The organism is Streptomyces sp. MK7 (genome assembly GCF_032658145.1).
Lineage (GTDB): Bacteria > Actinomycetota > Actinomycetes > Streptomycetales > Streptomycetaceae > Streptomyces > Streptomyces spiralis.
Genome location: NZ_JAVACL010000006.1, coordinates 113107 through 138218, shown reverse-complemented (window position 1 = coordinate 138218; position 25112 = coordinate 113107). Strand labels below are relative to the sequence as shown.

The following is a 25112-nucleotide window of genomic DNA, read 5'->3' as shown; positions in this document are numbered from 1 at the left end:
CGGGGAACGGGCGGCGGGCCGAGGGAGCGGGCGGCTGAAGGAGCCGAGGAGCGGGCCGGTGCGCGGGGCGTGCCCCGGACACTTCGGCCGGCGCCGAAGCGACCGGCCCCTAACGTGAGCCGCATGAGCGACACCGCCCACGACACGCCCGCCGCTTCCGTGACCGCCATGGTCGACCACGTGCTCGCCCTGGCCGCGACCTGGACGGCCTGGGACGGCACACCCGCCCCCGTCGACGACCGCGTCTACACCCCGCACAAGGCGATCCGCCGCGTCGCCGACCACATGATCGACCACCTGGCGGAGCTGGAGGCACGGCTGGCCGGTGAGGAGCCGCGCCCGGACCACTGGCACGCCTCCGCCATCACGACCGAGGCCGACCGGGCACCCTTCACCGAGGAGGACCTCGACGAGGCCCGCAGCCGTCTCACCCGGCTGGCCCGGATCTGGGCGAACCGCCTGGACGCGCTCACCGCCGAGGAGCTCGACCACTCGCCGGGCGAGGGCTGGAGCTTTCGCGAACTTGCCCGCCACCTCGCCGGATCCACGTACTACGCCGACGCCCTCGGTGACCTGTCCTGACCGCTGTCACCGGGAGGTGAGGACGTCGGCGAGCCGGTCGGCGAACGCTTCGGGCTGCTCGACGGCCCCGATGTGCCCGCCCGGGAACTCGGCGAAGCCGGCGCCGCACCGCTCGGCGAGGAAGACGGCCGTCCGGTGCAGGAGCTGCCCGCGGGAGCCGACGCCGGCGGCGAGGGTGAGGGGGACGGCCGGAGGGGCCGCGGGCGGCACGTACGAGGTGAACTGGCGCAGTACATGGGCCAGGAAGAGGGCCATCGGCGAGGACAGCTCCTCCTCACGGGTCAGGGGTCGGCCCTCGGGGGCGCCGTCCTCCACGGTCCGTTCCGTCAGCACGGCGGCCATCCGCGCTCCGGCGGCCTGCGGCCCCGCCGCGCGATAGGCGTCGTACACCTCCCGGAAGCGCTCCCGCTGCCGCGCCCCGTCCGGCAGCACCGCCACGCACGCAGGCTCGTGGGCGACGACGTGCCGCAGCCGCCCGGGATGCCGGGCCAGCAGATCCAGGGCGGCGACGCTGCCGGAGCTGGTGCCGAGGACGTACGCCGACTCGCCCTCGGGGAGCACCGCGGCGAGCACCCGGCTCGCCCCGTCGCTCCACTCCTCGGCCCGCTGATCGGCGACGGGCAGCCCGAGCCGGCCGTGGGCCAGGCCGAGCGGGTCGTACGTGACGACGGTGAACCGGCGGGCCAGGCGCCGCGTCATCGGCTCCAGCCCCATGGGGTGCCCGGCCCCGCCGGGGAAGACGAGCAGCACGGGCCCCGTGCCGCACACGTCGTAGTACGGGTCGCTCATGTCGTCAGCGTTCCTCTCGCGGCCAGTGGGTGAGCGCCGTGTGCAGGGCGTCGACGGCCTTGTCCCACGAGGCGTCCACGTCCCGGGGCGCACCGAAGCCGCCGGTGGCCTCCAGGGCGCAGTAGCCGTGGAAGGTGCTGCGCAGCAGGCGGACGGCGTCGGTGAGGTCGGGTTCGTCCAGGCCGTAGGCGCGCAGCATGCCGTAGGTGATGTCGGCGGTGCGGCGCATGGCGGGGGAGCCGGCGGCGAGGGCCTGGTCGATCCGGATCTGGGTGGCCGCGTACCGGCCGGGGTGGCGGTGGGCGTACTCCCGGTAGGCACCGGCGAAGGCGGCCAGCGCGTCCTTCCCGGCCCGGCCCGCCACGGCGGCGGCGATCCGGTCGATCATCTCCCCGCCGGCGAACAGGGCGAGCCGGGTGCGCAGTTCCTTCAGGTTCCTGACGTGCGAGTACAGGCTCGCGTCCTTCACCCCGAAACCGCGCGCCAGCGCGGACAGGGTGACGTTCTCGAAGCCCACCTCGTCGGCCATCTCGGCGGCGGCCGCGACCAGCCGCTCGACACTGACACCGGCTCGACCCACGGGCGCCTCCTCCTGCCTAGAGCCTCTAGGTTGCAGCCTAGTGCATCCGCAGGGCAGGAGGCGACGCCTCGAGGGCGGACCGGGAACCGTCAGCCCGTCGCGGAGAAGACGAACGAGAACTCCGTGGGCTCGGCCCGCAGGAAGTACCGCGGCAGCGGGCCCGGGCCGCAGGACTGGGAGCCGATTCCGTGCTGGGCGTGGTCGAGGTTGACCCACACCGTGTCGAGGGGGGTGAGATCGGTGAGGTGGCGGGCGGCGTCCAGGTGTTCGCTGGTCCAGCGGCGGGCCGTCAGCCAGAACTCGGGGTCGCCCTCGATCCGCAGGCCGCCGAGCCGGGCCCAGCGGACGTCCGCGCGGGCACCGTTCTCCTGCGGGCGGACGTACGGCGTCTGCAGATCGCCGACCGTGGAGTCCCAGCGGGCGACCAGCGACGCGGACCGGGTGTCCGGATACGCCTCGCCGGGACCGCCGCCGTACCACCGCACCGCGTCGGCGGCGGACAGCCCGAACCGGATGCCGAGCCGGGGCAGCGGCACGGTCCAGTCGCCCTCGGGCGTCACCGAGACGGTCAGCCGCAGCCTCTCGCCGTCCGACGTCCAGCGGTACACCGTCGCCAGGCCCAGCTCCCGGGCGGCGGGCGCCACCCGGGTGCGTACCGTCAGCACGTCGTCGCCCGCCTCCACGGCATCCAGGCGGTGCCGCATACGGTGCAGGCCGAGCCGCCGCCACAGCAGGCCGTAGCGGGTGTCGGTCTGCCACTCGGCGCCGTCGTCGTTGTCGGTGGGGGCCCGCCACACGTCCAGCCGCAGCCCGGTGACCTCCACCTCGCCGACGCGCCGCAACGCTCCCGTGCGCGCGTCGAAGGCGGCCGGACCGAGGGTGATCAGCCCCCCGGCGGGCCCCGGCACCGGGCGCTCGGTCGCCGGCACCGACGGCGGAGTCCGCGGAGCCACGACCGCCTGCCCCCACGCCACCACGTGCCCCTTCGGCGCCCACGCGGTGTCCGACGCCAGCAGCGCCCGGACCGTCCAGTGCGTCTCGCCGCCCGGACCCTCGGGTGGCTCGGGCAGCTTCACGTCGGCCGACTCGCCCGGCGCGAGTGCCGGCACGGACAGGGCGCCGGCCTCCACGGTCTCGCCCTCCACCTGGTACGACCACTCGAAGGCGAGCGCCGACAGATCGGCGAAGTCCTGGAGGTTGGTCACGCGCACGGTGGAGTCGGAGCCCTCGCCGCCGCCCTCGATCCGGACCGGCTCGATCACCTTCTTGTACTCGATGAGGCCGGGGGAGGGGCTGCGGTCGGGGAACAGCAGGCCGTCGCAGACGAAGTTGCCGTCGTGCAGCTCCTCGCCGAAGTCGCCGCCGTAGGCGTAGCCGTAGCGGTCGTCCTTGATGCCGTGGTCGATCCACTCCCAGACGAAGCCGCCCTGGAGGCGCTCGTACCGCTCGAACAGCCGCTGGTAGTCGGCGAGCCCGCCGGGACCGTTGCCCATGGCGTGGCCGTACTCGCAGAGGACGAAGGGGAGTTCGCGGCGCCGGTGCGTGCCGCCGTCCAGGCCCTTGCCGATCCGCTCGACCTCCTCGTGGAAGGCGTACATCCGCGAGTACACGTCCGTGTTCCGGCAGTCGCGGTCGCCCTCGTAGTGCAGCGGCCGGGAGGGGTCGCGGCCGTGGATCCACTCGGCCATGGCGGTCAGGCCGCGGCCGGTGCCGGCCTCGTTGCCCAGGGACCACATGATCACCGAGGGGTGGTTCTTGTCGCGTTCGACCATGCGGGCGGCACGGTCGAGCAGCGCCGGGGTCCAGCGGTCGTCGTCCACCGGGTTGTCCCGCCAGGCCTGTTCGACGAAGCCGTGGGTCTCCAGGTCGCACTCGTCGATCACCCACAGGCCGTACTCGTCGCACAGGTCCAGGAAGGCGGGGTGCGGCGGGTAGTGGGAGGTGCGGACGGCGTTGATGTTGTGCCGCTTCATCAGCAGCACGTCCTCGCGCATGGTCTCGAGGTCCAGCGCGCGGCCCTTCTCCGGGTGCCACTCGTGCCGGTTGACGCCCTTGAAGAGCACCGGGCGGCCGTTGACCTTGATCAGGCCGTCCGACAGCTCCACCGTGCGGAAGCCGATCCGCAGCGGCACCCGCTCGCCCTCGGTGGCCAGTACGCCGTCGTAGAGCACCGGCGTCTCCGCGGTCCACGGCCGGACGGGCACGGTCGCCGGCTCGCCCGTGGCGACATCGATGTCCAGGGCCGGCACGGTCACCCGGCCGGCCACCTCCGAGTCGACCCTCAGCGTGCCCTCGCCCGTCGTGTGGTCGTAGGAGGCGTGCACGAAGAAGTCCTGGACGCAGGCCGCCGGGCGGTGCAGCAGGCTGACGTCCCGGAAGATGCCCGGCAGCCACCACTGGTCCTGGTCCTCCAGGTAGGAGCCCGCCGACCACTGGTGGACGCGCACCGCGAGCACGTTGCCGGCCGGCCTCAGCAGATGCCCGACCGGGAACTCGTGCGGCAGCCGGGAACCCTTGAACTCGCCGAGGTCCGTGCCGTTGAGCCAGACACGGGCGCAGGACTCGACACCGTCGAAGCGCAGCGCCGCGCCCCCGTCCGCGGGCCAGTCGGCGGGCAGGTCGAAGACGCGCAGGTGGTCGCCGGTCGGGTTCTCGGTGGGGACGCGGGGCGGGTCGACGGGGAAGGGGTAGAGGTGGTTGGTGTAGATGGGCGAGCCGTGCCCCTGGAGGACCCAGTGGCCGGGGACCGTGACCTCCGTCCAGTCCCCGGCGTCGTACCCGGGCTCGGCGAAGGAGTCGTCCTCGGCGTCGGCCGTGCGCGACAGCCGGAACCGCCAACTTCCGTTCAGTGACAGTGACATGGCGTCCGAGGACGCGTAGCGGGCGCGGGGCGGCAGCACCCCGGAGCCCGGTGAGACGTCCTCGACGTGATCGGTGACGGTGCGACGACTGCGGAAAGACATCGGACTCCTAGGGTCTGTCCGGCGGATCAAGGTGCAGGTAAGCAGCGACGCTGATCAACTCAGCTGAGCGGGGGCTGGTGCGTGCAGCCGCAAGGCGGAGAAGGGAGTCGACGCGATGGGGGTGCCCCCGCGCGAGCTCGTTCGAGCGTGGGGGAGTCGGCGAGGGACGACAACGCCGCTGGGGGTCCCCCCACGCCGTTGAGGCAGTGGGGGAGGGCGTGCCGGCCCCCGCGTCTGCGCCATGATCCGCCGGACAGGCCCTGGCTCAGCCCTTGATACCGGTCTGCGCGATCCCCTGCACCAGCCGGCGCTGGAGGAAGAGGAAGACGAACAGCAGGGGCAGGATGGAAATGGCGGTGGCCATGAAGATCAGGTGGTAGTTGACCGTCTGATTGGTCATGTACGAGGACAGTGCGACCTGGACGGTCCAGGCGCTGGGGTCCTGGCCGATGACCAGTGGCCACAGGAACGAGTTCCAGCCGTTGATGAAGGTGATGGTGGCGATGGCGGCGAAGAAGTTCAGCGAGTTCGGGACGACGACGCGCCAGTAGGCACCCCAGTAGCCGAGCCCGTCCACCCGTGCCGCCTCCTCGAGCTCCTTCGGGAACCCCAGGAAGTACTGCCGGAACAGAAAGCAGGTGAATCCGGTGAACAGGCCCGGGATGATCAGACCCCGGTAGCTGTCCACCCAGCCGAGGGACGACACCAGCACGAAGCTGGGAACGAAGGTGACGGCGGTCGGGACCATCAGGGTGAACAGGACGCCGTAGAAGACCTTGTTGGCGTGCCGGTACGGGATGCGGGCCAGGCCGTAGCCGGCCAGCGAGCAGACGAACAGTGTGCCGGCCGTGTGCAGCACGGCCACGATCAGCGAGTTCAGCATCGACTGGCCGAAGTCGACCGTCACGTCCCGGAACGGCTCGGTGATGTTGCCCCACTGGATGTGGGTGGGGAAGAACTTCCAGTTCTCGCCGGTGATCTCGGGATCGGTGGAGAAGGCGTTGCGGATCAGGATGTAGAAGGGGACCAGGAACAGGACGGCGGCGATGCCGGTGGCGAGGTAGAGGCCGGAGGAGCTCATCATCGAGCCACCGCGCCTCGTGCGGCGTGGCTTCCCGGCCTCGGGTGCGGTCGTGGTCACTTGGACTCCTCACCCCTTCCGAAGCCCATGATCCTGCCCTGGAACAGGGTGACGGCGCAGATCAGGAGCGTGAGGATCACCGCGCCGGCGCTGCCCTTGCCGTAGTTCTGGTCCTGTCCGAGGGCGGTGTAGTAGAGCTCGACGAGGGGCGGACGTCCCCAGGTCGTCCTGGACAGCAGATTGAAGAACTCGTCGAAGGCCTGGTAGGCGGCCACGATCAGCAGCAGGATCACGGCCGTCGAGGTGGCACGCAGCTGCGGCAGTGTGATGTACCGGAAGGTCTGCCAGCCGCGCCTGGCGCCGTCGATGGCGGCGGCCTCGTACAGCTCCCGCGGGATGTTCTGCAACGCGGCCAGGAAGAGGATCATGTAGAAGCCGGACTGCAGCCACAGGCGGGCGGTGACGATGACCAGCCAGTACCACGGTGGGCTGGGATTGGCGAGCCATGCGGTGTTGTCCACACCGAACAGGGCGAGGACGGTGTTCGCCAGACCGAAGCGCACCCCGTTGAAGATCGACATCTTCCAGATCAGCGAGGCGGCGACGTAACTGCACGCCGTCGGCAGGAAGAACACCGACCGGAAGAAGGCCCGCATGAACCTCAGCCGGTTCACCATCAGCGCCAGGCCCAGTGAGAGCGCCCATGTCGTGGGCACGATGAACAGGGCGAAGACGGTGAAGGTGACGAGGGAGCCGGTGAAGTTGCTGTCCGTCAGGATCTCCCGGTAGTTGCCCAGGCCGACGAAGTCGCTGGGCGCGACCGTGAACCGGGCCTCGAAGAAGCTGAGGTAGATGCTCCAGCCGATGGGAACGTAGACGAAGACGATCAGCCCGATGAGGAACGGGCTGGTGAAGAGCCAGAAGTTGAAGGTGCGGCTGCCCCGCAGCCACCGCCGCGGCCTGGCCGGGGAGGCCTCGGCCGGGGCGGGGCCCGCCAGGCCACGCGTCGTGGTCGTCGACATGTCGTGATCCGTCCGCCGGCCTATCCGAAGAGCTTCTTCAGTTCGGCGTTCACCGTCTTGTCGCACTTGTCGAGGGCGGCCTCCGGGTCACCGTTCTTGCGGACGCAGTCGGCGAAGACGTCCTCCGTCGCGGTGATCATGGCTTGGGTCCAGCCGATCCTGTCGAAGTGGCCGTACTCGTCGAACAGTTTCACGCCCTCTGCCGGCAGGCCCGACTTCAGCTTGGTCGCGGACCGGGCGATGGAGGTGCGCGGCGGGATGTGGAAGCCGTAGGACAGAGCCCAGTCCTCCTGGTACTTCTTCTGGTCGATCCACAGCCACTTCACGTACTCCTTGGCCGCGTCGACGTTCCCGCTTTTGGCGTTGACGAAGACCGACCAGCCGCCGTTGTAGACGGAGGGCTTGCCGGCGGCGCCGACCTTCGGGAACGGCATGACGCCGAGGTCGTCGCCGAGGGTCTGCTGGAACTGCGGCATGGCCCACATGCCGCAGAACTGGATGGCGCACAGGCCCTGGTTGAGCGCGGAGGGGTCCCAGTAGTCGGCCGGGGCGTCCAGCAGCAGGTCGCCGCTGGTGAAGAGCTTGCGCAGCTTCTTCAGGCCCTCGACGACGCCGTCCGTGTGGTAGGCGATCTTGTTGTCGTCGGTGAGGGTGTCGGCGCCGGCCGAGTAGAACAGCGGCTGGATGACGGCGTGCAGGTCGTTGCCGAGGAAGACGCCCTTGACCTTGTCGGTGGTGAGCTTGGCGGCGGCCTCGATCAGCTCGTCCAGGGTCGTGGGCGGCTCGATGTCCGCCTTCTCGAGCAGCGACTTCCGGTAGAAGAAGAACTGCGGGTCGTCGAGCATGCGGATGCCGTAGATCTTGCCGTCCACGGTGTGCGAGGCGATGTCCGCCTGGTTGAAGTCGTCCTTGACCGGCTCGACGAGGTCGGTCAGGTCGGCCACCTGGCCGCTCTTGATGAGCTGGTACTGCGGGTGGAACTCGAACACGTCCGGCGCGCTCTTCGTGAGCAGGCTCGCGAAGAGCTTGCTCTCGAAGTTCGACCCGGTGATCCACTGCGTGGTCACATGGGCGCCCTTGTACGCGGCGGCGTACCGCTTGATCGCCTGCTCGGTCCCCGCCTCGCCGTAGGCGTGGAACATCTGGGCGAGGTTCTTGCCCGACCCGCTCCCTGAGCCCCGGCCGTTGTTGCTGCCGCAGGCGGCGAGCGTGCCGGCGGCGGCCAGGCCCGCGGCGGCCCGGAGGATCGATCGGCGGTCCCAATTGCTGCTGCTCAGTCGCGGCATACTGACGTCCTTGTCTCGATTGCGGCTGGGGTGTGGCGGGACGTTAATCTTCGGCTAAGGCTTCGGCAAGGGGTTGGACGAAGTCTGTTCGAAGCGTTGCGGACGGTTCGTGATACCGAACACGCCCACGGCGCACGCCGGTTGAGGGCCGCCGGGTCAGGGTGTCCGGCGGCCCTCGGTCATGGGGGAGGGATGGCTGTCCGGCCGCGGGGGAGGGGCTGCTGCCCGGCCGCGGGGGAAGGGGTGCGGCTGCCCGGCCGTACCCGTCAGGAAGGCGGAGCGGTACGGCTCCTGGCGGGGGCGGCGGTGCGCTTGTGGTTCCTCTGGCCGACCGACTGCAACGCGCCCTCGAGCGCGAACGTGGCCGCGCCCAGGCACACGGGGTCGGTGGGGATCGCGGAGAGGACGATCTCGGTGGCGGCGTACGGCCGCTTCAGCGCGTGCTGGGCGACGGTCTCGCGCACCTCGCGCAGCAGCGGCTCGCCCAGCGTGGCCGCGACCCAGCTGCTGAGCACCACCACCTCGGGGTTGAGGAGGTTCACCAGGTCGGCGATGGCCGCGCCGAGGTAACGGGCGGTGTCGCGGACGACCTTGACGGCCACCGGGTCGTCGGCGGCGACGCCCCGGGCCAGCGCGTCGATGGTGGCCGTCTGGTCCCCGGGGTGCAGCAGGGGGCTCTGCGGGCTCAGCTCGCGCAGGTTCAGCATGATGCCGGGGGCGCCGACGTACGTCTCCACACAGCCGTGGTTGCCGCAGTGGCACAGCCGGCCGTCGAGCACGAGCGTGGTGTGGCCCCACTCGCCGGCGCTGTTGCTGACGCCCCGGTGCAGTCCGCCGCCCAGCGCCAGCCCGGCGCCCACACCGGTGCCGAGGTTGACCACCACCGCGTCCCCCCGCCCGCGCGCGGCCCCGAACCACAGCTCGGCGACCGCGCAGGCGCGCAGCGGGTTGTCCAGGTAGAGCGGGTAGGCGATGTGCTCGGCGAGCAGGTCGAGGAGCGGTACGGCGTGCCAGTCCCAGTTGGGCGCGTACTCGGCGATGCCGGTGTCGCGGTCCACCTGGCCCGGCACGCTCACGCCCACGCCCAGCACCCGGGCGCCCTCCACGCCGGCCTGCGCCACCACCGAGCCGACGGCGGCGGCTACATGGCCGACCACCTGCTCCGGGCGGCTCTCGCCGGGCCGCATGTCCTCGTCGGCGCGGGCCAGGACGTTCAGCGCCAGGTCGAACAGCTCGACCCTGACATACGTCTCCGCGATGTCCACGCCGATCAGCGCGCCGCCCGCGGAATCGACGGCCACCAGGCCGCGCGGCCGGCCGCCCGCCGAGTCCTCGAACCCCACCTCGGTGATCATGCGCAGGTCGAGCAGCTCGCCGACGAGCGTGGCGACCGTGGCGAGGCTGAGCCCGGTGGCGGCCGCGAGCTCCTGGCGGGACGTGGGCGACCGGGCGATGATCTGGCGCAGCACCTCGTAGCGGTTCGCGGTACGAATGTCCCGTGACGTGCGCTTCACTGCGTCTGCCCCCATCTCCTCGCCGAGACCGCCGCAAGGCTATGGCCTGCGGCGGTCGTTCGACAAGGGCTTAGGAAAGGGGCTGTAGAAAGTCGCAGGCGCCGTGCGAGGTCGTCGTCAGCCGAGCAGGTCCCGCACGAAGGCGTTGGTGAACTTCCCCGCCGGGTCCAGCTCGCGCACCAGCGCCCGGAAGCCGTCCAGACGCGGATACCGCGCGCGCAGCTCGGCGGCCGGCACGGCGAACACCTTTCCCCAGTGGGGCCGGGGGTCGAAGGGCTCCAGGGCCTCTTCCAGCCGCCGCACCGCCGGGAGCACCGCCGCCGTGTCCTCGATCCAGGTGAAGTGCAGCGCCACCGTGTCCCGGCCGTGGCTCGGGCTCAGCCACTGCTCGTCGGCGGCGACCGTGCGCACCTCGCAGGTCTGCAGGACGGGGGCGACCGTCTCCCGGATCCGGTGGACGGCGTGCAGCGCGTCCAGGGCGCACCCTCGGGGCAGCAGGTACTCCGACTGGAGCTCGGCGCCGCTGCTCGGGGTGAACTCCGCCCGGAAGTGCGGCAGTCGCTCGTGCCAGGGCCCCGGCACGCCGAACTGCTCCGTGCAGTTCTCCGCCGGCATCCCGGGCACCGGGTGGAGCGCGACCTTGGCGGGCACCGCCCAGGGGAAGTCGGGCAGCACCTGGTCGGTGCGCCGCTTGAGCCACACCTGCCTGAAGCCCGGGTCCCGCCAGTCGGTGAACAGGCTCACGCTGTACGCGGCGCCCGCCACCGTCTCGAAGTCCAGTCCCTCCAGCGGGAGTTCGGTGAACAGGTGCTGCTCCACCAGGTAGGCGGGCTCCAGGTCCAGGGTGAGCGCGGTGACCACACCGAGCGCGCCGAGCGAGGTCACCGCGCCGCCGAACCGTGCGTCGCCCTTCCCGATCCGTACCGTGGAGCCGTCCGCCGTGACCAGCTCGACCTCGCGCACCGCCGCCGCCAGCGGGCCGTTGGCCACCCCCGAGCCGTGGGTGCCGGTCGCCACCGAGCCGGCCACCGAGATGTGCGGCAGGGACGCCATGTTGGGCAGCGCCAGCCCGTGCGCGTGCACCCGGCGGGCCAGCTCCGCGTACCGGACCCCGCCGCCGACCCGGACCGTGCGGGCCGCCGTGTCGACGTCCACCTCGGCCGGCAGCGCGTCCAGGCGGAGCAGTACGCCGCCGGCGCCCGGATCGGCGATCTCGTTGAAGGAGTGCCCGCTGCCCAGGGCGCGCACCGCCGCGCTCTTCCCGACCACCGCCCGCAGCGCCTCGACCGAGTCCGGCCGGTGCACCTCCCCGGCGGTGTAGACGATGTTGCCCGCCCAGTTGGTCACGGTCCCGCTCATGTCGTCGTCCCTCCCCGGGGCGTCCAGGCCTGTCTCGGACTCCCGTCGTGCGCCCGCATGCCGAGGGAACCTATCCGACGGTCGGTGATGTCGTCTTATTTTGTCAAGCCAACATACTAATTCCTCGCCCGCCCTCCCCGTCCCCGTCCCCGTCCCGCCCCGGGGAACCGGCCCGCCGGCAGGCATGGAGGGGACCCGGCACGGCCGCCCCGCGGCCGGGGGCATACCGTGAGGAGTCGTACGCACCGAGCCAGGAGGAGAGACGGGATGGGCAGCCGTACCGCGCTGGTCGAGGATCTGATGGAGCGCTTTCCGCATGTGCCGCGGGAGGCCGTCTTCAAGGAGGACCTGCTGCGGGGCGGGGTGGCCTTCGACCCCTCCGCGCTGAGCGACAACGAGAGCGGCGAGGTCAAGCCGAAGTCGTACTTCATCTTCTCCTTCGACCACGGCACCCTGCCCGAGCTGGGCGAGGCTGCGCTCAGGCGCCCGCCGGAGGAGATCATCCTCACCGGCGGGCCGTACGACCTGCGGCGCACCGTCGTCTCCGTCCGGGTGAATCCCGCCTCGCCCTACCGCGTGGCCGCCGACGACGAGGGCCTGCTCGGGCTCTACCTCGACGGCCGGCGCATCGCCGACGTCGGGGTGCCGCCCATGCCGGAGTACTACCGGCACACCCTCTCAAGCGGGAAGTCCGTCATGGAGGTGGCCCCCACCATCCAGTGGGGCTACCTGATCTACCTGACGGTCTTCCGGGTCTGCCAGTACTTCGGCGCCAAGGAGGAGTGCCAGTACTGCGACATCAACCACAACTGGCGCCAGCACAAGGCCGCCGGCCGGCCCTACACGGGCGTGAAGGACGTCGAGGAGGTCCTCGAAGCCCTGGAGATCATCGACCGGTACGACACCCAGAAGGCGTCCACCGCGTACACGCTGACCGGCGGCGCGATCACGTCCAAGGTGGCGGGCCGCGACGAGGCCGACTTCTACGGCCACTACGCCAAGGCCATCGAGGAGCGCTTCCCCGGCCGCTGGATCGGCAAGGTCGTCGCCCAGGCGCTGCCCAAGGACGACGTGCAGCGGTTCAAGGACTACGGCGTGCAGATCTACCACCCCAACTTCGAGGTGTGGGACCGGCGCCTGTTCGAGCTGTACTGCCCCGGCAAGGAGCGCTACGTCGGCCGTGACGAGTGGCACCGCCGCATCCTGGACTCCGCGGACGTCTTCGGCGCGCGCAACGTGATCCCCAACTTCGTCGCGGGCGTGGAGATGGCCGAGCCGTTCGGCTTCACCACCGTCGACGAGGCCATCGCCTCCACCACCGAGGGCCTGCGCTTCTTCATGTCGCATGGCATCACGCCCCGCTTCACCACCTGGTGCCCGGAGCCCACCACCCCGCTCGGCAAGGCCAATCCGCAGGGCGCGCCGCTGGAGTACCACATCCGGCTGCTGGAGGCCTACCGCGCCACCATGGACGACTTCGGTCTCTCCTCGCCCCCCGGCTACGGCCCGCCCGGACCCGGCCGCGCCGTCTTCTCGGTCAGCTCCTTCATGGACAGCCTGCCCGCGGACGACGCGGCGGACGACACGGCGCGCGAGAAGGAGACGGCGCCGGAAGGCGCGTAGGAGGGCGAGGGACGGCACGCGGGAAGGGGACGGCGGCGGACGGGCGCCGGTGCGGGTTTCCGGGCACCGTGAGTCGGATGCGGCGCCGATCCGTATCACGGACATGACGGAGCGGAGCCGGGGGCGGCGGCGCGTGCCACGGCATCGGAATACGCGGCTTGTCAGCCGTGTCCGGGACGTGCGAAGCTCGGGCCCTGCCGGGGGGCCGCACCCCAACTCCGCTGTGAACCAGGGCCTTTCGTTTGGATCAGGCCGGGTTAGGGAGCGGGGTCTGGTGCCGTGGATCGCAAGGCGGAGGAGGGCGTCATGGCGGAGCCATGGCAACCGACGACAACGCGGCGAGGCGCGGTGCCAGACCCCGCGAGCCCGGCATGATCCAAACGAAAGGCCCTAGGTCAGTCGACCTCGCCCGTGGACGCAGGAGAGCCATGCCCGAGCAGCCGAGCCCCAAGGACGCCACCGAGGCAGCGCTGTGGGCCGAGTGCTGGGACGCGGTGCTCTCCTACGCCGACCTGTGCACGGCCGGCGCCGCCGCGGCGCACGAACTGGCCACGGAGGCGTTCGCGCTCGGCCTGCGCGAGGTGCGCGCCGCCGACGCCGGGGCGTCCCGCGGCCGCCGTACGCCCCGGCTGCCCGCGATCCCGCTGATGCTGACCGCGGTACGCACCACGGCCGCGGCCTGGGAGGCCGGCGGACTCGGTGACCGGCTCGACCCGGATCTGCGGCTGTGGCTCAACTCCGACCGGGCCGCCCGCTATCCGGGCCCGCCGCCGCTCCGCCCGCTGGCGCTGCGCGGACTGCGGGACCTCCAGGAGGCGGACGCCGCGCTGCTGTGGCTGGCCGAGGTGGAGGCGCTGCCGCTGGTCGTGGTGGCCCGCCGGCTCGGGCTCGACCCGGCGACCGTCTCCGAGGAACTGGACCAGGTCCGGGCCCTGTTCCGGGACCGCTGCCGGCGCAACCACCTCGACACCCCGATGGACGCGGAGTGCCGCCGCTACGCCCGGCTGCTGGACGCCGTCAGCCGCTCCGCGTCCGCCGGCGAGGCGCCCGAGGACCTGTCCCGGCACCTCGCCACGTGCGTGCGGTGCGCGGAGGCCGCCGCCTGCCTCCGGCCGCACGGCGGCGGACTGCCCGCCGCGCTCGCCGGCGGCGTGATCGGCTGGGGCGGCCTCGCCTACCTGGAGCGCCGCCGCCGGGCGGCCGAGGTACGCCTCGGCCCGCCGCGCTACGCCCCCGGCACCGAGAGCGCTGATCCGCCGGAGACCGGCACGGGCCGGGCCCGGGTGGTGCGCGGCAGCCTGCTCGCGGCGGCGGTCGCGCTGTCGGCGCTGGCACTGACCGTGTCACTGATGCCGTTCGGCGGCTCGGCGAGCGACTCCGCCCGCGGCGAGGGGGAAGGCCGGCCGGTCGCGGACGGCGGATTCACCCTGCCCTCCGCGGACCCCTCACCGCACTCGGCCCGTGGCTCGGCCGCGGCCACCGCCCCGGCGTCCCGGTCCCGGCGGCCCTCCCCGAGCGGCAGTGGCACCGCGACCGGCTCCGGCCGCGCCGACCCGGACCCGGAACCCCAGGGCACCTCGTCGTCCACCACCGCGACCGGATCCGGCGACGGCTCCCGTCCCTCCGACACGCCCGCCCCGTCCAGCAGCGCGGCCCCGACCTGCACGGTCCACTACGACCTGGCCGACCAGTGGAACGGCGGCTTCCAGGCCCGTGTCACCGTCACCACCACCCGGGCCCTCGACACCTGGCGGACGAGCTGGACCTTCCGCGACGGCCAGCGCATCACCCAGATGTGGGACGCCACCGTCCACCAGGACGGTCCCCGTGTCACCGCCACCGCCGCCGACTACGACCGCACCGTCCCCGCGGGCGGCACCCTCTCCTTCGGCTTCATCGCCTCCTGGCACGACCGCAACTCCCCACCCGCCGACTTCGCGCTCGACGCACGCGCCTGCACCACGACGTGACGGCACACACCCGACCGGGGGCGCACCGAGGAGGCGGGAACCGCCTTCTCAGGTGGCCTGTCCGGAAACGGGCACGACGTCCTCGAGGGGACGGGTAGGCATGTACCTGCGGCCCGTACCGCCGGGTACAGGGCCGATGAACGCCCGATTGACCGCGGATGCCCCGTCAACCCTCCCCAGAGGAGAGAACCCGAGACATGTCTTCACGTGAACCCGCGCACCACTCACCGCAGCGCATCGGCGTCGTGGCCGAGTCCGCCTCCGGGGAGACCCGTGTCGCGGCGACCCCCGCGACAGTGCGTCAGCTGCTGGGCCTCGGTTACCAGGTCGTGGTGGAGCCCGAGGCCGGCGAGGCCTCCGGCTTCAGCGACCAGGCCTACGTCGATGCCGGTGCCGAGATCGGCGAGGCCTGGACCGCGGATGTCGTCCTGAAGGTGAACGCCCCCGCCGGCCCGGAGATCACCCGATTGCGGCAGGGCGCGGCCCTGGTGGGCCTGCTGGCTCCCGCCGGGCGTCCCGAGTTGCTGCAGGCGCTCGCCGACGCCGGGATCAGCGCCCTGTCGCTGGACGCGGTGCCGCGGATCTCGCGCGCGCAGTCGATGGACGTGCTGTCGTCGATGGCGAACATCGCCGGGTACCGGGCGGTCATCGAGGCCGCGCACGTCTTCGGCCGCTTCTTCACCGGGCAGGTCACCGCGGCGGGCAAGGTGCCGCCGGCGAAGGTGCTCGTCGCGGGTGCGGGCGTGGCCGGCCTCGCGGCGATCGGCGCGGCCTCCAGCCTCGGTGCGGTCGTGCGGGCCACCGACCCGCGGCCGGAGGTGGCGGACCAGGTGAAGTCGCTCGGCGGTGAGTACCTGCCGGTCGACGTCGCCCAGGAGACGAGCACCGACGGGTACGCCAGGGCGACCTCCGCCGAGTACGACCGCGCCGCCGCCGAGCTCTACCACGCCCAGGCGCAGGACGTGGACATCGTGATCACCACCGCGCTGATCCCGGGCCGGCCGGCGCCGCGCCTGCTGACCGCCCGGGACGTGGCCGTCATGAAGCCGGGCAGCGTGATCGTCGACATGGCGGCCGCCCAGGGCGGCAACGTCGAGGGCACCGTGCCGGGGCGCGCGGTGGTCACCGACAACGGCGTGACCATCATCGGTTACACCGATCTCGCCTCCCGGCTGCCCGCGCAGGCCTCGCAGCTGTTCGGCACCAACCTGGTGAACCTGCTGAAGCTGCTCACGCCCGGCAAGGACGGCCGGCTGGTGATCGACTTCGACGACGTCGTGCAGCGGGCCGTGACCGTGGTGCGGGACGGCGACGTCACCTGGCCGCCGCCACCCGTGTCCGTATCGGCCGCCCCCGCCGCGCGGACCACGACCAGCGAGCCGGAGCCCAAGCCGTCCGAGCGACAACCCGGGCCGACGCCGACGAGACGCTTCGCGCTGATCGGGCTCGGCATGCTCGCGACGTTCCTGCTGGTGGCCTTCGCCCCGGCCCAACTCGCGGGGAACTTCACCGTGTTCGCCCTGGCGGTGGTGATCGGCTACTACGTCATCGGCAAGGTGCACCACGCGCTGCACACGCCGCTGATGTCGGTGACCAACGCGATCTCCGGGATCGTCGTGATCGGCGCCCTGCTGCAGATCGGGCACGAGAGCAGAATCGTCACCGCGCTGTCGTTCGTGGCGATCCTTCTGACGAGCGTCAACATCTTCGGAGGTTTCGCCGTCACCCGCCGCATGCTGTCCATGTTCTCGAAAGGCTGATGCGAGATGACCTCCCTGACAGCCTCCCACGCTGCCGACCTGGTCGCCGCGCTGCTGTTCATCCTCAGCCTGGCCGGCCTGTCCCAGCACCGCACCTCCCGCTCCGGTGTCGTCTACGGCATCGCCGGCATGGCCCTCGCCCTGGTCGCCACGGTCGTGATGGCGGCGCAGAGCATCGCCGCCGGGGCAGTGGCCCTGATCGTGCTGGCCATGGCGCTCGGCGCGGCGATCGGCCTGTGGCGGGCCCGCCGCGTCGAGATGACGCAGATGCCGGAACTGATCGCGGTGCTGCACAGCTTCGTCGGCCTCGCCGCCGTGCTCGTGGGCTGGAACAGCTACCTGGAGGTGGAGGCGCACGGCACGGCACAGACCCGGATCGGCGCCGACCTGCTGGCCATCCACCACGCCGAGGTGTTCATCGGCATCTTCATCGGTGCCGTCACCTTCACCGGCTCCGTCGTCGCGTTCCTCAAGCTCTCCGCCCGCATCAAGTCCCGTCCGCTGATGCTGCCGGGCAAGAACGCGCTCAACATCGGCGCGCTCGTCGCCTTCGTCGCGCTGACCACCTGGTTCACGGTCAGTCCCGGCCTGCCGCTGATGATCGCGGTCACCGTGCTGGCGCTGGCCCTGGGCTGGCACCTGGTCGCCTCGATCGGCGGCGGCGACATGCCCGTCGTCGTCTCCATGCTGAACAGCTACTCCGGCTGGGCGGCGGCCGCGGCCGGCTTCCTCCTCGACAACAACCTGCTCATCGTCACGGGCGCGCTGGTCGGGTCCTCCGGCGCCTACCTGTCCTACATCATGTGCAAGGCGATGAACCGTTCCTTCCTCTCCGTGATCGCCGGCGGTTTCGGCATCGAGGCGCCGTCCGGTGGCAAGGAGGAGCAGGGTGAGCACCGCGAGGTGCGCGCCGCGGACGCCGCCGAGATGCTCGCCCGGGCCCGCTCCGTGATCATCACCCCCGGTTACGGCATGGCCGTGGCCCAGGCCCAGCACCCGGTCGCGGAGCTGACGCGGCAGCTGCGCGAGCGGGGCGTCGAAGTCCGCTTCGGTGTCCACCCCGTCGCCGGGCGCCTGCCCGGGCACATGAACGTGCTGCTGGCCGAGGCCAAGGTGCCCTACGACATCGTCCTGGAAATGGACGAGATCAACGACGACTTCGCCGACACCTCGGTCGTCCTGGTCATCGGCGCGAACGACACCGTCAACCCCGCCGCGACCGAGGACCCGAGCAGCCCGATCGCCGGCATGCCGGTGCTGCGCGTCTGGGAAGCCGAACAGGTCATCGTCTTCAAGCGCTCCATGGCCTCCGGCTACGCGGGCGTGCAGAACCCGCTGTTCTTCCGCGAGAACAGCAGCATGCTCTTCGGCGACGCCAAGCAGAGCGTCGAGGAGATCCTGCGCGCACTCACCGCCGACGGACGGCACCAGGAGTCCGCGGCCACACGCCAGGCGACGGCAGCGGGCCGGTGACCCGGCCCTGAGCTCGTGCACCATCGCCCCAGGAGAGTCACCTCGGTGGTTCACCTGGGGCCTGCCCGGTTGCGGACGCCCTATGTGCGTATGGGGCGGGGGCGAAGGATCGGCCGGGCGAGCGTGGTGGGGGAGCAGGCAGGGCGAACGTCGCCTGTTGGCACAACAGGCCTAGGTGGCCGCGGTGCCGCGGCCGCCTCGGCGCTCGGAGCTGCGACCGCCGGTGCCGGCAGCGCCGCCCGTGGTTCCGCCGGCCGCCGTTCGGCGGCGTGATCCTCGGGCCGTCCTGCCGGATGCGGTGCCGGCCGGCGCACCGGCGGCGGCCCGGCGGTCGGAACCTCGGCCGGAATTACGGCCGCCGGTGTCGACGGCACCACCAGCGGACCCGGCGGATCCGGCCCGGCGGGCAGAGCCGCGCCCGCTGGTCGCGGAGGTGTCACCAGCTGCCGCCGCACCTGCGGCGGACCGGCGGTCCGAGCCCCGGCTCCCCGTCCTGGTGGCAGCACCCGTCGCCGTGCCGGGCCCGCCGCGGCTGCGGCGTCGGCCACCGGACCGCTTGCCGGGCTCGGTCCCGCTCTTCCGGTCCGGGCGGGACGCCGCCGGTGCCGTCGGCTGCGGGACTTCGATGGTGACGGGCACGCCGGAAGGCTCGCGGGCGCCCGTGATGGTGGCCAGCTCCGCGTCGCTCGACCTGACGCGGGCCGTCCGGGGGCGGATGCCCGCGTCCGACATGAGCCGGGTGACGTCCCGTTTCTGGTCGGGCAGGACCAGCGTGACCACGCTGCCGGAGCCGCCGGCACGGGCGGTGCGGCCGCCTCGGTGGAGATAGTCCTTGTGGTCGGTGGGGGGATCGACGTTCACGACCAGGTCGAGGTCGTCGATGTGTATGCCTCGGGCCGCGACGTTCGTCGCCACCAGGGCGGTGACCTGGCCGTTCTTGAACTGATCCAGGGTGCGGTTCCGCTGCGGCTGGGAGCGGCCCCCGTGCAGTGCCGCCGCGCGGACACCGACGGCCAGGAGCCGTTTGGTGAGCCGGTCGGCGGACCTCTTGGTGTCCAGGAAGAGGATGACCCGGCCGTCACGTGCGGCGATGCGCGTGGTGACCGCCTTCTTGTCGGTCTCGTCCTGCACATGCAGCACGTGGTGCTCCATGGTGGTCACCGCTCCCGCCGACGGGTCCACGGAGTGCACCACGGGGTCGGTCAGGAACCGCTGCACCAGCCGGTCGATGTTGTGGTCCAGGGTGGCCGAGAAGAGCATGCGCTGCCCGTCGGGCCGTACGCGCTCGATCAGCCTGGTGATCTGCGGCAGGAAGCCCATGTCGGTCATCTGGTCGGCCTCGTCCAGCACCGTGATGCGAACGTCGTCGAGCACGCAGTCCCCGCGTTCCACGAGGTCGTTGAGCCGGCCCGGAGTCGCCACGAGCACCTCGGCGCCACGCCGGAGCGCTTGGGCCTGCCGGGTGATGGACAGGCCGCCGACCACGGTGGCCAGCCGGAGGCCGACCGCCGTCGCGTAGGGGGTCAGCGCATCGGTCACCTGCTGGGCGAGTTCACGGGTGGGCACCAGTACCAGGGCGAGGGGTGCTCCGGGCTCCGCGCGCCGCCCCGCCGTACGGGCCAGGAGCGCGAGCCCGAACGCGAGGGTCTTGCCGGAGCCGGTACGTCCGCGGCCCAGCAGATCACGGCCGGCGAGCGAGTTGGGCAGCGTGGCGGCCTGGATGGGGAAGGGGGTGACGACGCCTTGCGCGGTGAGGGTCTTCAGCAGCCCCGCGGGCATGTCCAGATCGGCGAAGTCCGCGACGGCGGGGAGTGCGGGTGTCGTGCCTTCCGGCAGCCGGAACTCCCTCGGCGACGCCGCGGACGACGGGGGCGACGAGGCGCGCCGGTTCGACTTCTGGGACCTGCGGGACATGCGGTTGTCTGCCTTCCTGGAAACAGCACAAACCGTGGTCCGCACCATGAGGGTGCGGACCACGGTGAGCGGATGCGCGTCCGGCGATCAGGCGGGGACGATGTTCTCCGCCTGCGGGCCCTTCTGGCCCTGCGTGACGTCGAAGGAGACCCGCTGGCCTTCCTGGAGCTCACGGAAGCCCTGGGTCTGGATGTTCGAGTAGTGGGCGAAGACGTCGGGGCCGCCGCCGTCCTGCGCGATGAAGCCGAAACCCTTTTCGGCGTTGAACCACTTGACGGTTCCCTGTGCCATGACTTTCTCCTTCTGTAGGCAGAGGCCCCATCCGGAGATGCCGGAAAACAAATAATGCGCCTGAAGGAGAAACATTCCGGTCAGGCGCACATACGTTCATGGGTACCGCAACTGCAACTGCGACACCGTAGCACACACCGGCGGACCGCGGCGGATCACCGCTCGGTGGCGGCGGTGTGCGGCCCGGTGGTCTTCGCGGCGACACGGACGGAAATACGGTGGCGCCGGGGTGGGCGCGAATCTAAGGTGATGTCTGCTTCTCGCGGGGGCCGCCGGCCGCCGCTGCCGGCTGTGTGAGGAACGGGAGGTGTGAACCGATGACTGTCTTTGCGATGGGCGCTGCATGCGACCAGAAGACCATCCATTCCACCTCCGCGGTCTCCGGCTGACCACTCGTCATCCTTCATCGCGCCACTGAGCGCTGCGCCGGGACCGCCCTTGTGAAGGGTTCCCCTTGAATCTCTCCTCTCCTTCGGTCTGTCCGGCTTCGTCGCACCCGCTGGCCTCGTACGGCTGGGACGCGGGCTGGGAAGCCGAGTTCGCTCCCCACGCGGAGCGGGGTCTCCTGCCGGGCCGGGTCGTCCGGGTCGACCGGGGCCAGTGCGATCTCGTCACGCCGGCCGGCACGGTGCGCGCGGACACGGAGTTCGTCGTTCCGCGTGACCCGATGAAGGTCGTGTGCACGGGCGACTGGGCCGCCGTGGATCCCGACGGCGGCGATCCGCGGTACGTGCGGACGCTGCTGCCGCGCCGCACCGGCTTCGTGCGGTCCACCTCCTCCAAGCGGTCCGAGGGGCAGATCCTCGCCGCCAACGTCGACCACGCGATCGTCGCGGTCTCCCTCGCCGCCGAGGTCGACCTCGGCCGCATCGAGCGGTTCCTGGCGCTGGCCTGGGAGTCGGGCGCCCAGCCGATGGTCGTGCTGACCAAGGCCGACCTCGTACCGGACGCGGTGGGGCTGTCGTATCTCGTCCAGGACGTGGAGACGACGGCGCCCGGGGTGACGGTGCTGCCGGTCAGCGCGGTGACGGGGGACGGCCTCGACGTGCTCGTCGCCGCGGTCTCGCAGGGCACCTCCGTGCTGCTCGGGCAGTCCGGCGCCGGCAAGTCGACCCTCGCCAACGCGCTGCTCGGCGAGGACGCGATGGACGTCCAGGCCACCCGGGACATGGACGGCAAGGGTCGGCACACGACCACCACCCGCAACCTGCTCGCGCTGCCCGGCGGCGGTGTGCTGATCGACACGCCCGGACTGCGCGGGGTCGGACTGTGGGACGCCGAGGGCGGGGTCGGCCAGGTGTTCTCCGAGATCGAGGAGCTGGCCGAGCGGTGCCGGTTCCACGACTGCGCCCACGGCAGCGAACCCGGCTGCGCGGTGCTCGCCGCCATCGACGCCGGTGAGCTGCCCGAGCGGCGGCTGGAGAGCTACCGCAAGCTGATGCGCGAGAACCAGTGGATCGTCGCCAAGACCGACGCGCGGGTGCGCGCGGAGATCAAACGGGACTGGAAGCGCAAGGGCGCGCAGGGCCGGGCGGCGATGGAGGCGAAGCGGGGACGGTGGCGCTGACGCAGCGGTGATCGCCCGCGCCCGCGGGCCCGGCTCGGACCACCCGCGGGCGCCCCAGCGTGATGTCCGATTTCCGCCAGCGGCACCCTCGCCGCGGGCGGAGACTGGACAGCGTGATGAACGAGGACACCAGGTACGAGGCGGTGCGCAGCCGGGACGGTCGTTTCGACGGCGAGTTCTTCTTCGCCGTCGAGACGACCGGGATCTACTGCCGTCCCAGCTGTCCGGCCGTGACCCCGAAGCCGCACAACGTGCGGTACTTCACCACGGCCGCCGCCGCCCAGGGCGCGGGCTTCCGGGCCTGCCGCCGGTGCCGTCCCGACGCGGTGCCCGGCTCCGCCGAGTGGAACGTGCGGGCCGACGCCGTCGGCCGCGCCATGCGGCTGATCGGCGACGGCGTCATCGACCGGGAGGGCGTCGCCGGGCTCGCCGCGCGGCTCGGCTACAGCGCGCGGCAGGTGCAGCGGCAGCTGACCGCCGAGCTCGGCGCCGGCCCCGTGGCCCTCGCCCGGGCGCAGCGGGCGCACACCGCGCGCGTCCTGCTGCAGACCACCGACCTCCCGGTCACCCAGATCGCGTTCGCGGCCGGGTTCGCCAGCGTGCGGCAGTTCAACGACACCATCCGCACCGTCTACGCGGCGACCCCGAGCGAACTGCGGGCCGCCGCACCCCGGACCCGGCACCGCCGGACCGCCGCGCCCACCGCCGGGATCCCGCTGCGGCTCGCCCACCGGGGCCCCTACCAGGCCGGCCCGGTCTTCGACCTGCTCCAGCGCGAGGCCGTACCGGGCGTCGAGGAGGTGCGGGGCGCGCCCGGCGACCGGACCTACCGGCGCACCCTGCGCCTGCCCTACGGCACCGGCATCGTCGCCGTCGACGAGCGGCCCGGCGGGCCCCGGGCGGGCTCCGGCGCGCACCCCGGCGGCTGGCTGGAGGCCCGGCTGCACCTGACCGACCCGCGCGACCTGACGACGGCCGTGCAGCGGCTGCGACGGCTGTTCGACCTGGACGCCGACCCGTACGCCGTGGACGAGCGGCTCGGCGCGGACCCGCGACTGGCCCCGCTGGTCGCGGCCCGCCCGGGACTGCGCTCGCCGGGCGCCGCGGACCCGGACGAGGCGGCGGTACGGGCGCTGCTGAGCCCACAGGCCGCGGAGGAACTGGTACGGCGCTGCGGCAAGGCGCTCGACGCCCCCTGCGGCACCCTCACCCACCTGTTCCCCGAGCCGGCCGCCCTCGCAGACGCCGAGCCCGAGGGCACGCTGCGCGCCCTGGCCGCCGCCCTCGCCGACGGCACCGTACGGCTGGACCCGGGCGCCGACCGGGAGGAGGCGCACCGCGCGCTGCTCGCCCTGCCCGGACTGGACGCGACCACGGCCGCCGCCATCCGCACCCGCGCCCTCGGCGACCCCGACGTGGCCCCGCCCGGCGTGCCCGCCTCCGGCCGCTGGGCCCCCTGGCGTTCGTACGCCGCACAACACCTGCTCACCGCAGGGGAGTCGAGGACATCTTGAACACCACAGCGACCACGACAGAGACCATGACAACGACGGCGACACCGACACCGGCAGCGACCATGACCACGCCCGCCGACCCGGCCACCACGACGTACTGGACACGGATCGACAGCCCCCTCGGAGCGCTGCTCCTCATCGCGGACCGGACCGGCGCCCTCACCTCCCTGTCCGTGCCGGACCAGAAGGGCGGCCGCACGGTGCGGGAGGACTGGGTGCACGACCCCGGTCGGTTCCGCGCCGCCGAGGAACAACTGCGGGCCTACTTCGCCGGTGACCTCGAGGAGTTCTCCCTGCCGCTGCGCACCCACGGCACCGCGTTCCAGGAGCGGGTGTGGGCCGCCCTCGACAGCGTCCCCTACGGGGCGACCACGACGTACGGCGGGATCGCCGCCCGGATCGGCGCCTCCCGGGCCGCCGTACGGGCCGTCGGGGGCGCCATCGGCGCCAACCCGCTGCTGCTGCTGCGCCCCTGCCACCGGGTGATCGGCGCGGACGGCTCCCTGACCGGGTACGCGGGCGGCCTGGAACGGAAGGTGCGGCTGCTCACCCTGGAGGGCGCGCTCGCCTCCTGACTCAGGGGCGCTCCCGGGACACCCAGCCGCGCTCGTAGGCCTGCCAGCCCAGTTGCAGCCGGGTGGTCACCCCGGTCAGCTCCATCAGCCGCTTCACCCGGCGCTGTACGGTCCTCAGACCCAGGTCGAGCTGCTTGGCGACGCTCGCGTCGGTCAGGCCGGCCAGGAGGAGGGACAGCACTTCCAAGTCGGTGGCGTCGGGGCCGTCCGGGCGCTCCTCGACGACTCCACGGGCGCCGAGCCGCAGCGGCAGCGCGCCCCGCCACACCGACTCGAACAGCCCGGACAGCAGCTCCAGCAGCCCGCTGGCGTGCACGACGAGCGCGGCGGGCTCGGCGGTGTGCGAGGTGAGCGGCACCATCGCGAGCGTCCGGTCGGCGACCACCAGCTTCGTCGGGACCTGGTCCACGACCCGGACCCGTTCGTCGCGGCCGAGCGCGGCGGTCAGTTGTGTGATGCCGTCCGGCAGGTCCAGCACCGTGCGCTCGATCACCACCCGGTAGCGCACGCCGCGTCCGGCCGCCTGCTCCTCGGCCTCGTTCTCCGCCCCGGACACGACCACCGGGTTGCCGGTGACCAGGGCGCACACCTCATCCGTGGCGCCGAGCTGGAGCTGCAGGAAGCGCTGCGCGACCGCGGAGGCGCCGGTGACCACCTCCACCAGATCGTGCACGGCGGGCTCGGCGGCCGCCGCCCGGTACTCCTCGGCGAGCAGGGCGGCGGCCAGTTCCGCCTTCTCCAGTTCGTGCCGCTGCTGGGTGAGCAGTGCGCCGAGCGCCACCGCGGGCGGCGCGGCGACCCAGCGGCCGGGCCGGGCCGAGGACTGGGCCGCGAGTCCGTGCCGCTCCAGGCGGCGCAGCGCCCGTTCGGTGTCGTGCTCGGCGAGCACCAGCCGCCGCGCCAGATCCGGCACGTCGGCCGCGCCCACGGACACCAGCGCCCGGTACGCCGACTCGTGCCTCTCGTCCAGACCTATCGCTGCCAGCATCAGCTGCCGCTCCTCCCTTTCCCGACCTCCGGCACACCCGACAGCGGCGCGTGTCGGCGGTGGCGGAAAACAGCCACGGCGCAAACCCGCCGCCGAACATCATCGCCGTACCTCCGGTGATCCTGACAAGGTGGCAGCACCGAAGCATCCGGCGGCGTCCCGGTGCCCGGTCCGGAGGGCCTGGCCTGCTCGGACACGAGCGGCATCCGGCGGGCGGACGCGGGGAGCGGGCCGCGGCCGGGAGGGGTGGGCCGCGGCCGG

General features: G+C 72.3%; 19 protein-coding genes. 8 read left to right on the top strand and 11 right to left on the bottom strand.

The window, feature by feature from the left end; all coding sequences use genetic code 11:
* Nucleotides 1-123 precede the first annotated feature (123 nt).
* Nucleotides 124-582: a hypothetical protein gene (locus tag R2S09_RS10825; RefSeq protein ID WP_306184242.1), complete on the top strand. Its 459-nt coding sequence runs from the start codon at nt 124-126 to the stop codon at nt 580-582.
* Nucleotides 583-588: 6 nt separating this feature from the next.
* Here R2S09_RS10825 and R2S09_RS10820 read toward each other — a convergent pair whose 3' ends face one another.
* From R2S09_RS10820 to R2S09_RS10785, 8 genes are all read right to left on the bottom strand, one after another.
* The gene (locus R2S09_RS10820; RefSeq protein ID WP_316740598.1) at nt 589-1371 is read right to left on the bottom strand and encodes an alpha/beta hydrolase; all 783 of its coding nucleotides are present in this window, start codon (nt 1369-1371) and stop codon (nt 589-591) included.
* Nucleotides 1372-1375: 4 nt separating this feature from the next.
* Nucleotides 1376-1951, bottom strand: coding sequence for a TetR/AcrR family transcriptional regulator (locus tag R2S09_RS10815; protein ID WP_306184240.1), 576 nt, complete (start codon nt 1949-1951; stop codon nt 1376-1378).
* Nucleotides 1952-2040: 89 nt separating this feature from the next.
* Nucleotides 2041-4914 carry a glycoside hydrolase family 2 TIM barrel-domain containing protein gene (locus R2S09_RS10810; RefSeq protein WP_316740596.1) on the bottom strand — a complete coding sequence of 958 codons (2874 nt, stop codon included), beginning with the start codon at nt 4912-4914 and terminating at the stop codon, nt 2041-2043.
* 265 nt (nt 4915-5179) lie between these two features.
* Entirely contained in the window at nt 5180-6055 is an 876-nt protein-coding gene (locus R2S09_RS10805; RefSeq protein ID WP_316740595.1) for a carbohydrate ABC transporter permease, read from the bottom strand.
* Nucleotides 6052-7017, bottom strand: coding sequence for a sugar ABC transporter permease (locus R2S09_RS10800; RefSeq protein ID WP_316740594.1), 966 nt, complete (start codon nt 7015-7017; stop codon nt 6052-6054). The genes R2S09_RS10805 and R2S09_RS10800 overlap by 4 nt, the downstream gene beginning before the upstream one ends.
* A gap of 20 nt (nt 7018-7037) precedes the next feature.
* On the bottom strand, nt 7038-8303 hold the full coding sequence (locus tag R2S09_RS10795; RefSeq protein ID WP_316740593.1) for a sugar ABC transporter substrate-binding protein: 1266 nt from the start codon (nt 8301-8303) through the stop codon (nt 7038-7040).
* Nucleotides 8304-8569: 266 nt separating this feature from the next.
* Nucleotides 8570-9832 (bottom strand): ROK family protein, encoded by a 1263-nt coding sequence (locus R2S09_RS10790; protein WP_306184234.1) that lies wholly within the window; start codon nt 9830-9832, stop codon nt 8570-8572.
* Nucleotides 9833-9934: 102 nt separating this feature from the next.
* On the bottom strand, nt 9935-11176 hold the full coding sequence (locus R2S09_RS10785; RefSeq protein ID WP_306184233.1) for an FAD-binding protein: 1242 nt from the start codon (nt 11174-11176) through the stop codon (nt 9935-9937).
* A 267-nt stretch (nt 11177-11443) separates the two neighbouring features.
* On the opposite strand from R2S09_RS10785, the gene R2S09_RS10780 reads away from it, so the two are divergent.
* From R2S09_RS10780 to pntB, 4 genes are all read left to right on the top strand, one after another.
* Nucleotides 11444-12799 carry a radical SAM protein gene (locus R2S09_RS10780; protein ID WP_306184232.1) on the top strand — a complete coding sequence of 452 codons (1356 nt, stop codon included), beginning with the start codon at nt 11444-11446 and terminating at the stop codon, nt 12797-12799.
* A gap of 428 nt (nt 12800-13227) precedes the next feature.
* On the top strand, nt 13228-14769 hold the full coding sequence (locus tag R2S09_RS10775; protein WP_316740591.1) for a cellulose binding domain-containing protein: 1542 nt from the start codon (nt 13228-13230) through the stop codon (nt 14767-14769).
* A 197-nt stretch (nt 14770-14966) separates the two neighbouring features.
* Nucleotides 14967-16529, top strand: a complete 1563-nt coding sequence (locus tag R2S09_RS10770) for a Re/Si-specific NAD(P)(+) transhydrogenase subunit alpha (protein ID WP_306184230.1) — start codon at nt 14967-14969, stop codon at nt 16527-16529.
* 6 nt (nt 16530-16535) lie between these two features.
* Nucleotides 16536-18002, top strand: coding sequence for a Re/Si-specific NAD(P)(+) transhydrogenase subunit beta (gene pntB, locus R2S09_RS10765; RefSeq protein WP_306184229.1), 1467 nt, complete (start codon nt 16536-16538; stop codon nt 18000-18002).
* Between the two features lie 171 nt (nt 18003-18173).
* Here the strand turns inward: pntB and R2S09_RS10760 are convergent, their stop codons facing one another.
* Nucleotides 18174-19916 carry a DEAD/DEAH box helicase gene (locus R2S09_RS10760; protein ID WP_306184227.1) on the bottom strand — a complete coding sequence of 581 codons (1743 nt, stop codon included), beginning with the start codon at nt 19914-19916 and terminating at the stop codon, nt 18174-18176.
* Between the two features lie 87 nt (nt 19917-20003).
* Entirely contained in the window at nt 20004-20207 is a 204-nt protein-coding gene (locus R2S09_RS10755) for a cold-shock protein (protein ID WP_030180551.1), read from the bottom strand.
* 454 nt (nt 20208-20661) lie between these two features.
* Here R2S09_RS10755 and rsgA point away from each other — a divergent pair, with 454 nt between their 5' ends.
* The 3 genes from rsgA (at nt 20662) to R2S09_RS10740 (ending at nt 23863) form a co-directional block, all read left to right on the top strand.
* On the top strand, nt 20662-21774 hold the full coding sequence (gene rsgA / locus R2S09_RS10750) for a ribosome small subunit-dependent GTPase A (protein WP_316740589.1): 1113 nt from the start codon (nt 20662-20664) through the stop codon (nt 21772-21774).
* A gap of 116 nt (nt 21775-21890) precedes the next feature.
* Nucleotides 21891-23288 (top strand): AlkA N-terminal domain-containing protein, encoded by a 1398-nt coding sequence (locus tag R2S09_RS10745; protein ID WP_316740588.1) that lies wholly within the window; start codon nt 21891-21893, stop codon nt 23286-23288.
* Between the two features lie 62 nt (nt 23289-23350).
* Nucleotides 23351-23863: a methylated-DNA--[protein]-cysteine S-methyltransferase gene (locus R2S09_RS10740; RefSeq protein WP_306184435.1), complete on the top strand. Its 513-nt coding sequence runs from the start codon at nt 23351-23353 to the stop codon at nt 23861-23863.
* 1 nt (nt 23864) lies between these two features.
* On the opposite strand, the gene R2S09_RS10735 is transcribed toward R2S09_RS10740, so the two are convergent.
* Complete coding sequence (locus R2S09_RS10735; protein ID WP_306184223.1) at nt 23865-24851, bottom strand: LuxR family transcriptional regulator; 987 nt, start codon at nt 24849-24851, stop codon at nt 23865-23867.
* Nucleotides 24852-25112 lie beyond the last annotated feature (261 nt).

Excerpts from the sequence above, each read along its gene's own strand:
- R2S09_RS10795 (WP_316740593.1), bottom strand. The coding sequence starts at position 8,303 with ATGCCGCGACTGAGCAGCAGCAATTGGGACCGCCGATCGATCCTCCGG.
- R2S09_RS10790 (WP_306184234.1), bottom strand. The coding sequence starts at position 9,832 with ATGGGGGCAGACGCAGTGAAGCGCACGTCACGGGACATTCGTACCGCG.
- R2S09_RS10800 (WP_316740594.1), bottom strand. The coding sequence starts at position 7,017 with ATGTCGACGACCACGACGCGTGGCCTGGCGGGCCCCGCCCCGGCCGAG.
- pntB (WP_306184229.1), top strand. The coding sequence starts at position 16,536 with ATGACCTCCCTGACAGCCTCCCACGCTGCCGACCTGGTCGCCGCGCTG.
- R2S09_RS10740 (WP_306184435.1), top strand. The coding sequence starts at position 23,351 with ATGACCACGCCCGCCGACCCGGCCACCACGACGTACTGGACACGGATC.
- R2S09_RS10770 (WP_306184230.1), top strand. The coding sequence starts at position 14,967 with ATGTCTTCACGTGAACCCGCGCACCACTCACCGCAGCGCATCGGCGTC.
- R2S09_RS10735 (WP_306184223.1), bottom strand. The coding sequence starts at position 24,851 with ATGCTGGCAGCGATAGGTCTGGACGAGAGGCACGAGTCGGCGTACCGG.
- R2S09_RS10785 (WP_306184233.1), bottom strand. The coding sequence starts at position 11,176 with ATGAGCGGGACCGTGACCAACTGGGCGGGCAACATCGTCTACACCGCC.
- R2S09_RS10820 (WP_316740598.1), bottom strand. The coding sequence starts at position 1,371 with ATGAGCGACCCGTACTACGACGTGTGCGGCACGGGGCCCGTGCTGCTC.
- R2S09_RS10825 (WP_306184242.1), top strand. The coding sequence starts at position 124 with ATGAGCGACACCGCCCACGACACGCCCGCCGCTTCCGTGACCGCCATG.
- R2S09_RS10745 (WP_316740588.1), top strand. The coding sequence starts at position 21,891 with ATGAACGAGGACACCAGGTACGAGGCGGTGCGCAGCCGGGACGGTCGT.
- R2S09_RS10755 (WP_030180551.1), bottom strand. The coding sequence starts at position 20,207 with ATGGCACAGGGAACCGTCAAGTGGTTCAACGCCGAAAAGGGTTTCGGC.
- R2S09_RS10775 (WP_316740591.1), top strand. The coding sequence starts at position 13,228 with ATGCCCGAGCAGCCGAGCCCCAAGGACGCCACCGAGGCAGCGCTGTGG.
- R2S09_RS10780 (WP_306184232.1), top strand. The coding sequence starts at position 11,444 with ATGGGCAGCCGTACCGCGCTGGTCGAGGATCTGATGGAGCGCTTTCCG.
- R2S09_RS10760 (WP_306184227.1), bottom strand. The coding sequence starts at position 19,916 with ATGTCCCGCAGGTCCCAGAAGTCGAACCGGCGCGCCTCGTCGCCCCCG.
- R2S09_RS10810 (WP_316740596.1), bottom strand. The coding sequence starts at position 4,914 with ATGTCTTTCCGCAGTCGTCGCACCGTCACCGATCACGTCGAGGACGTC.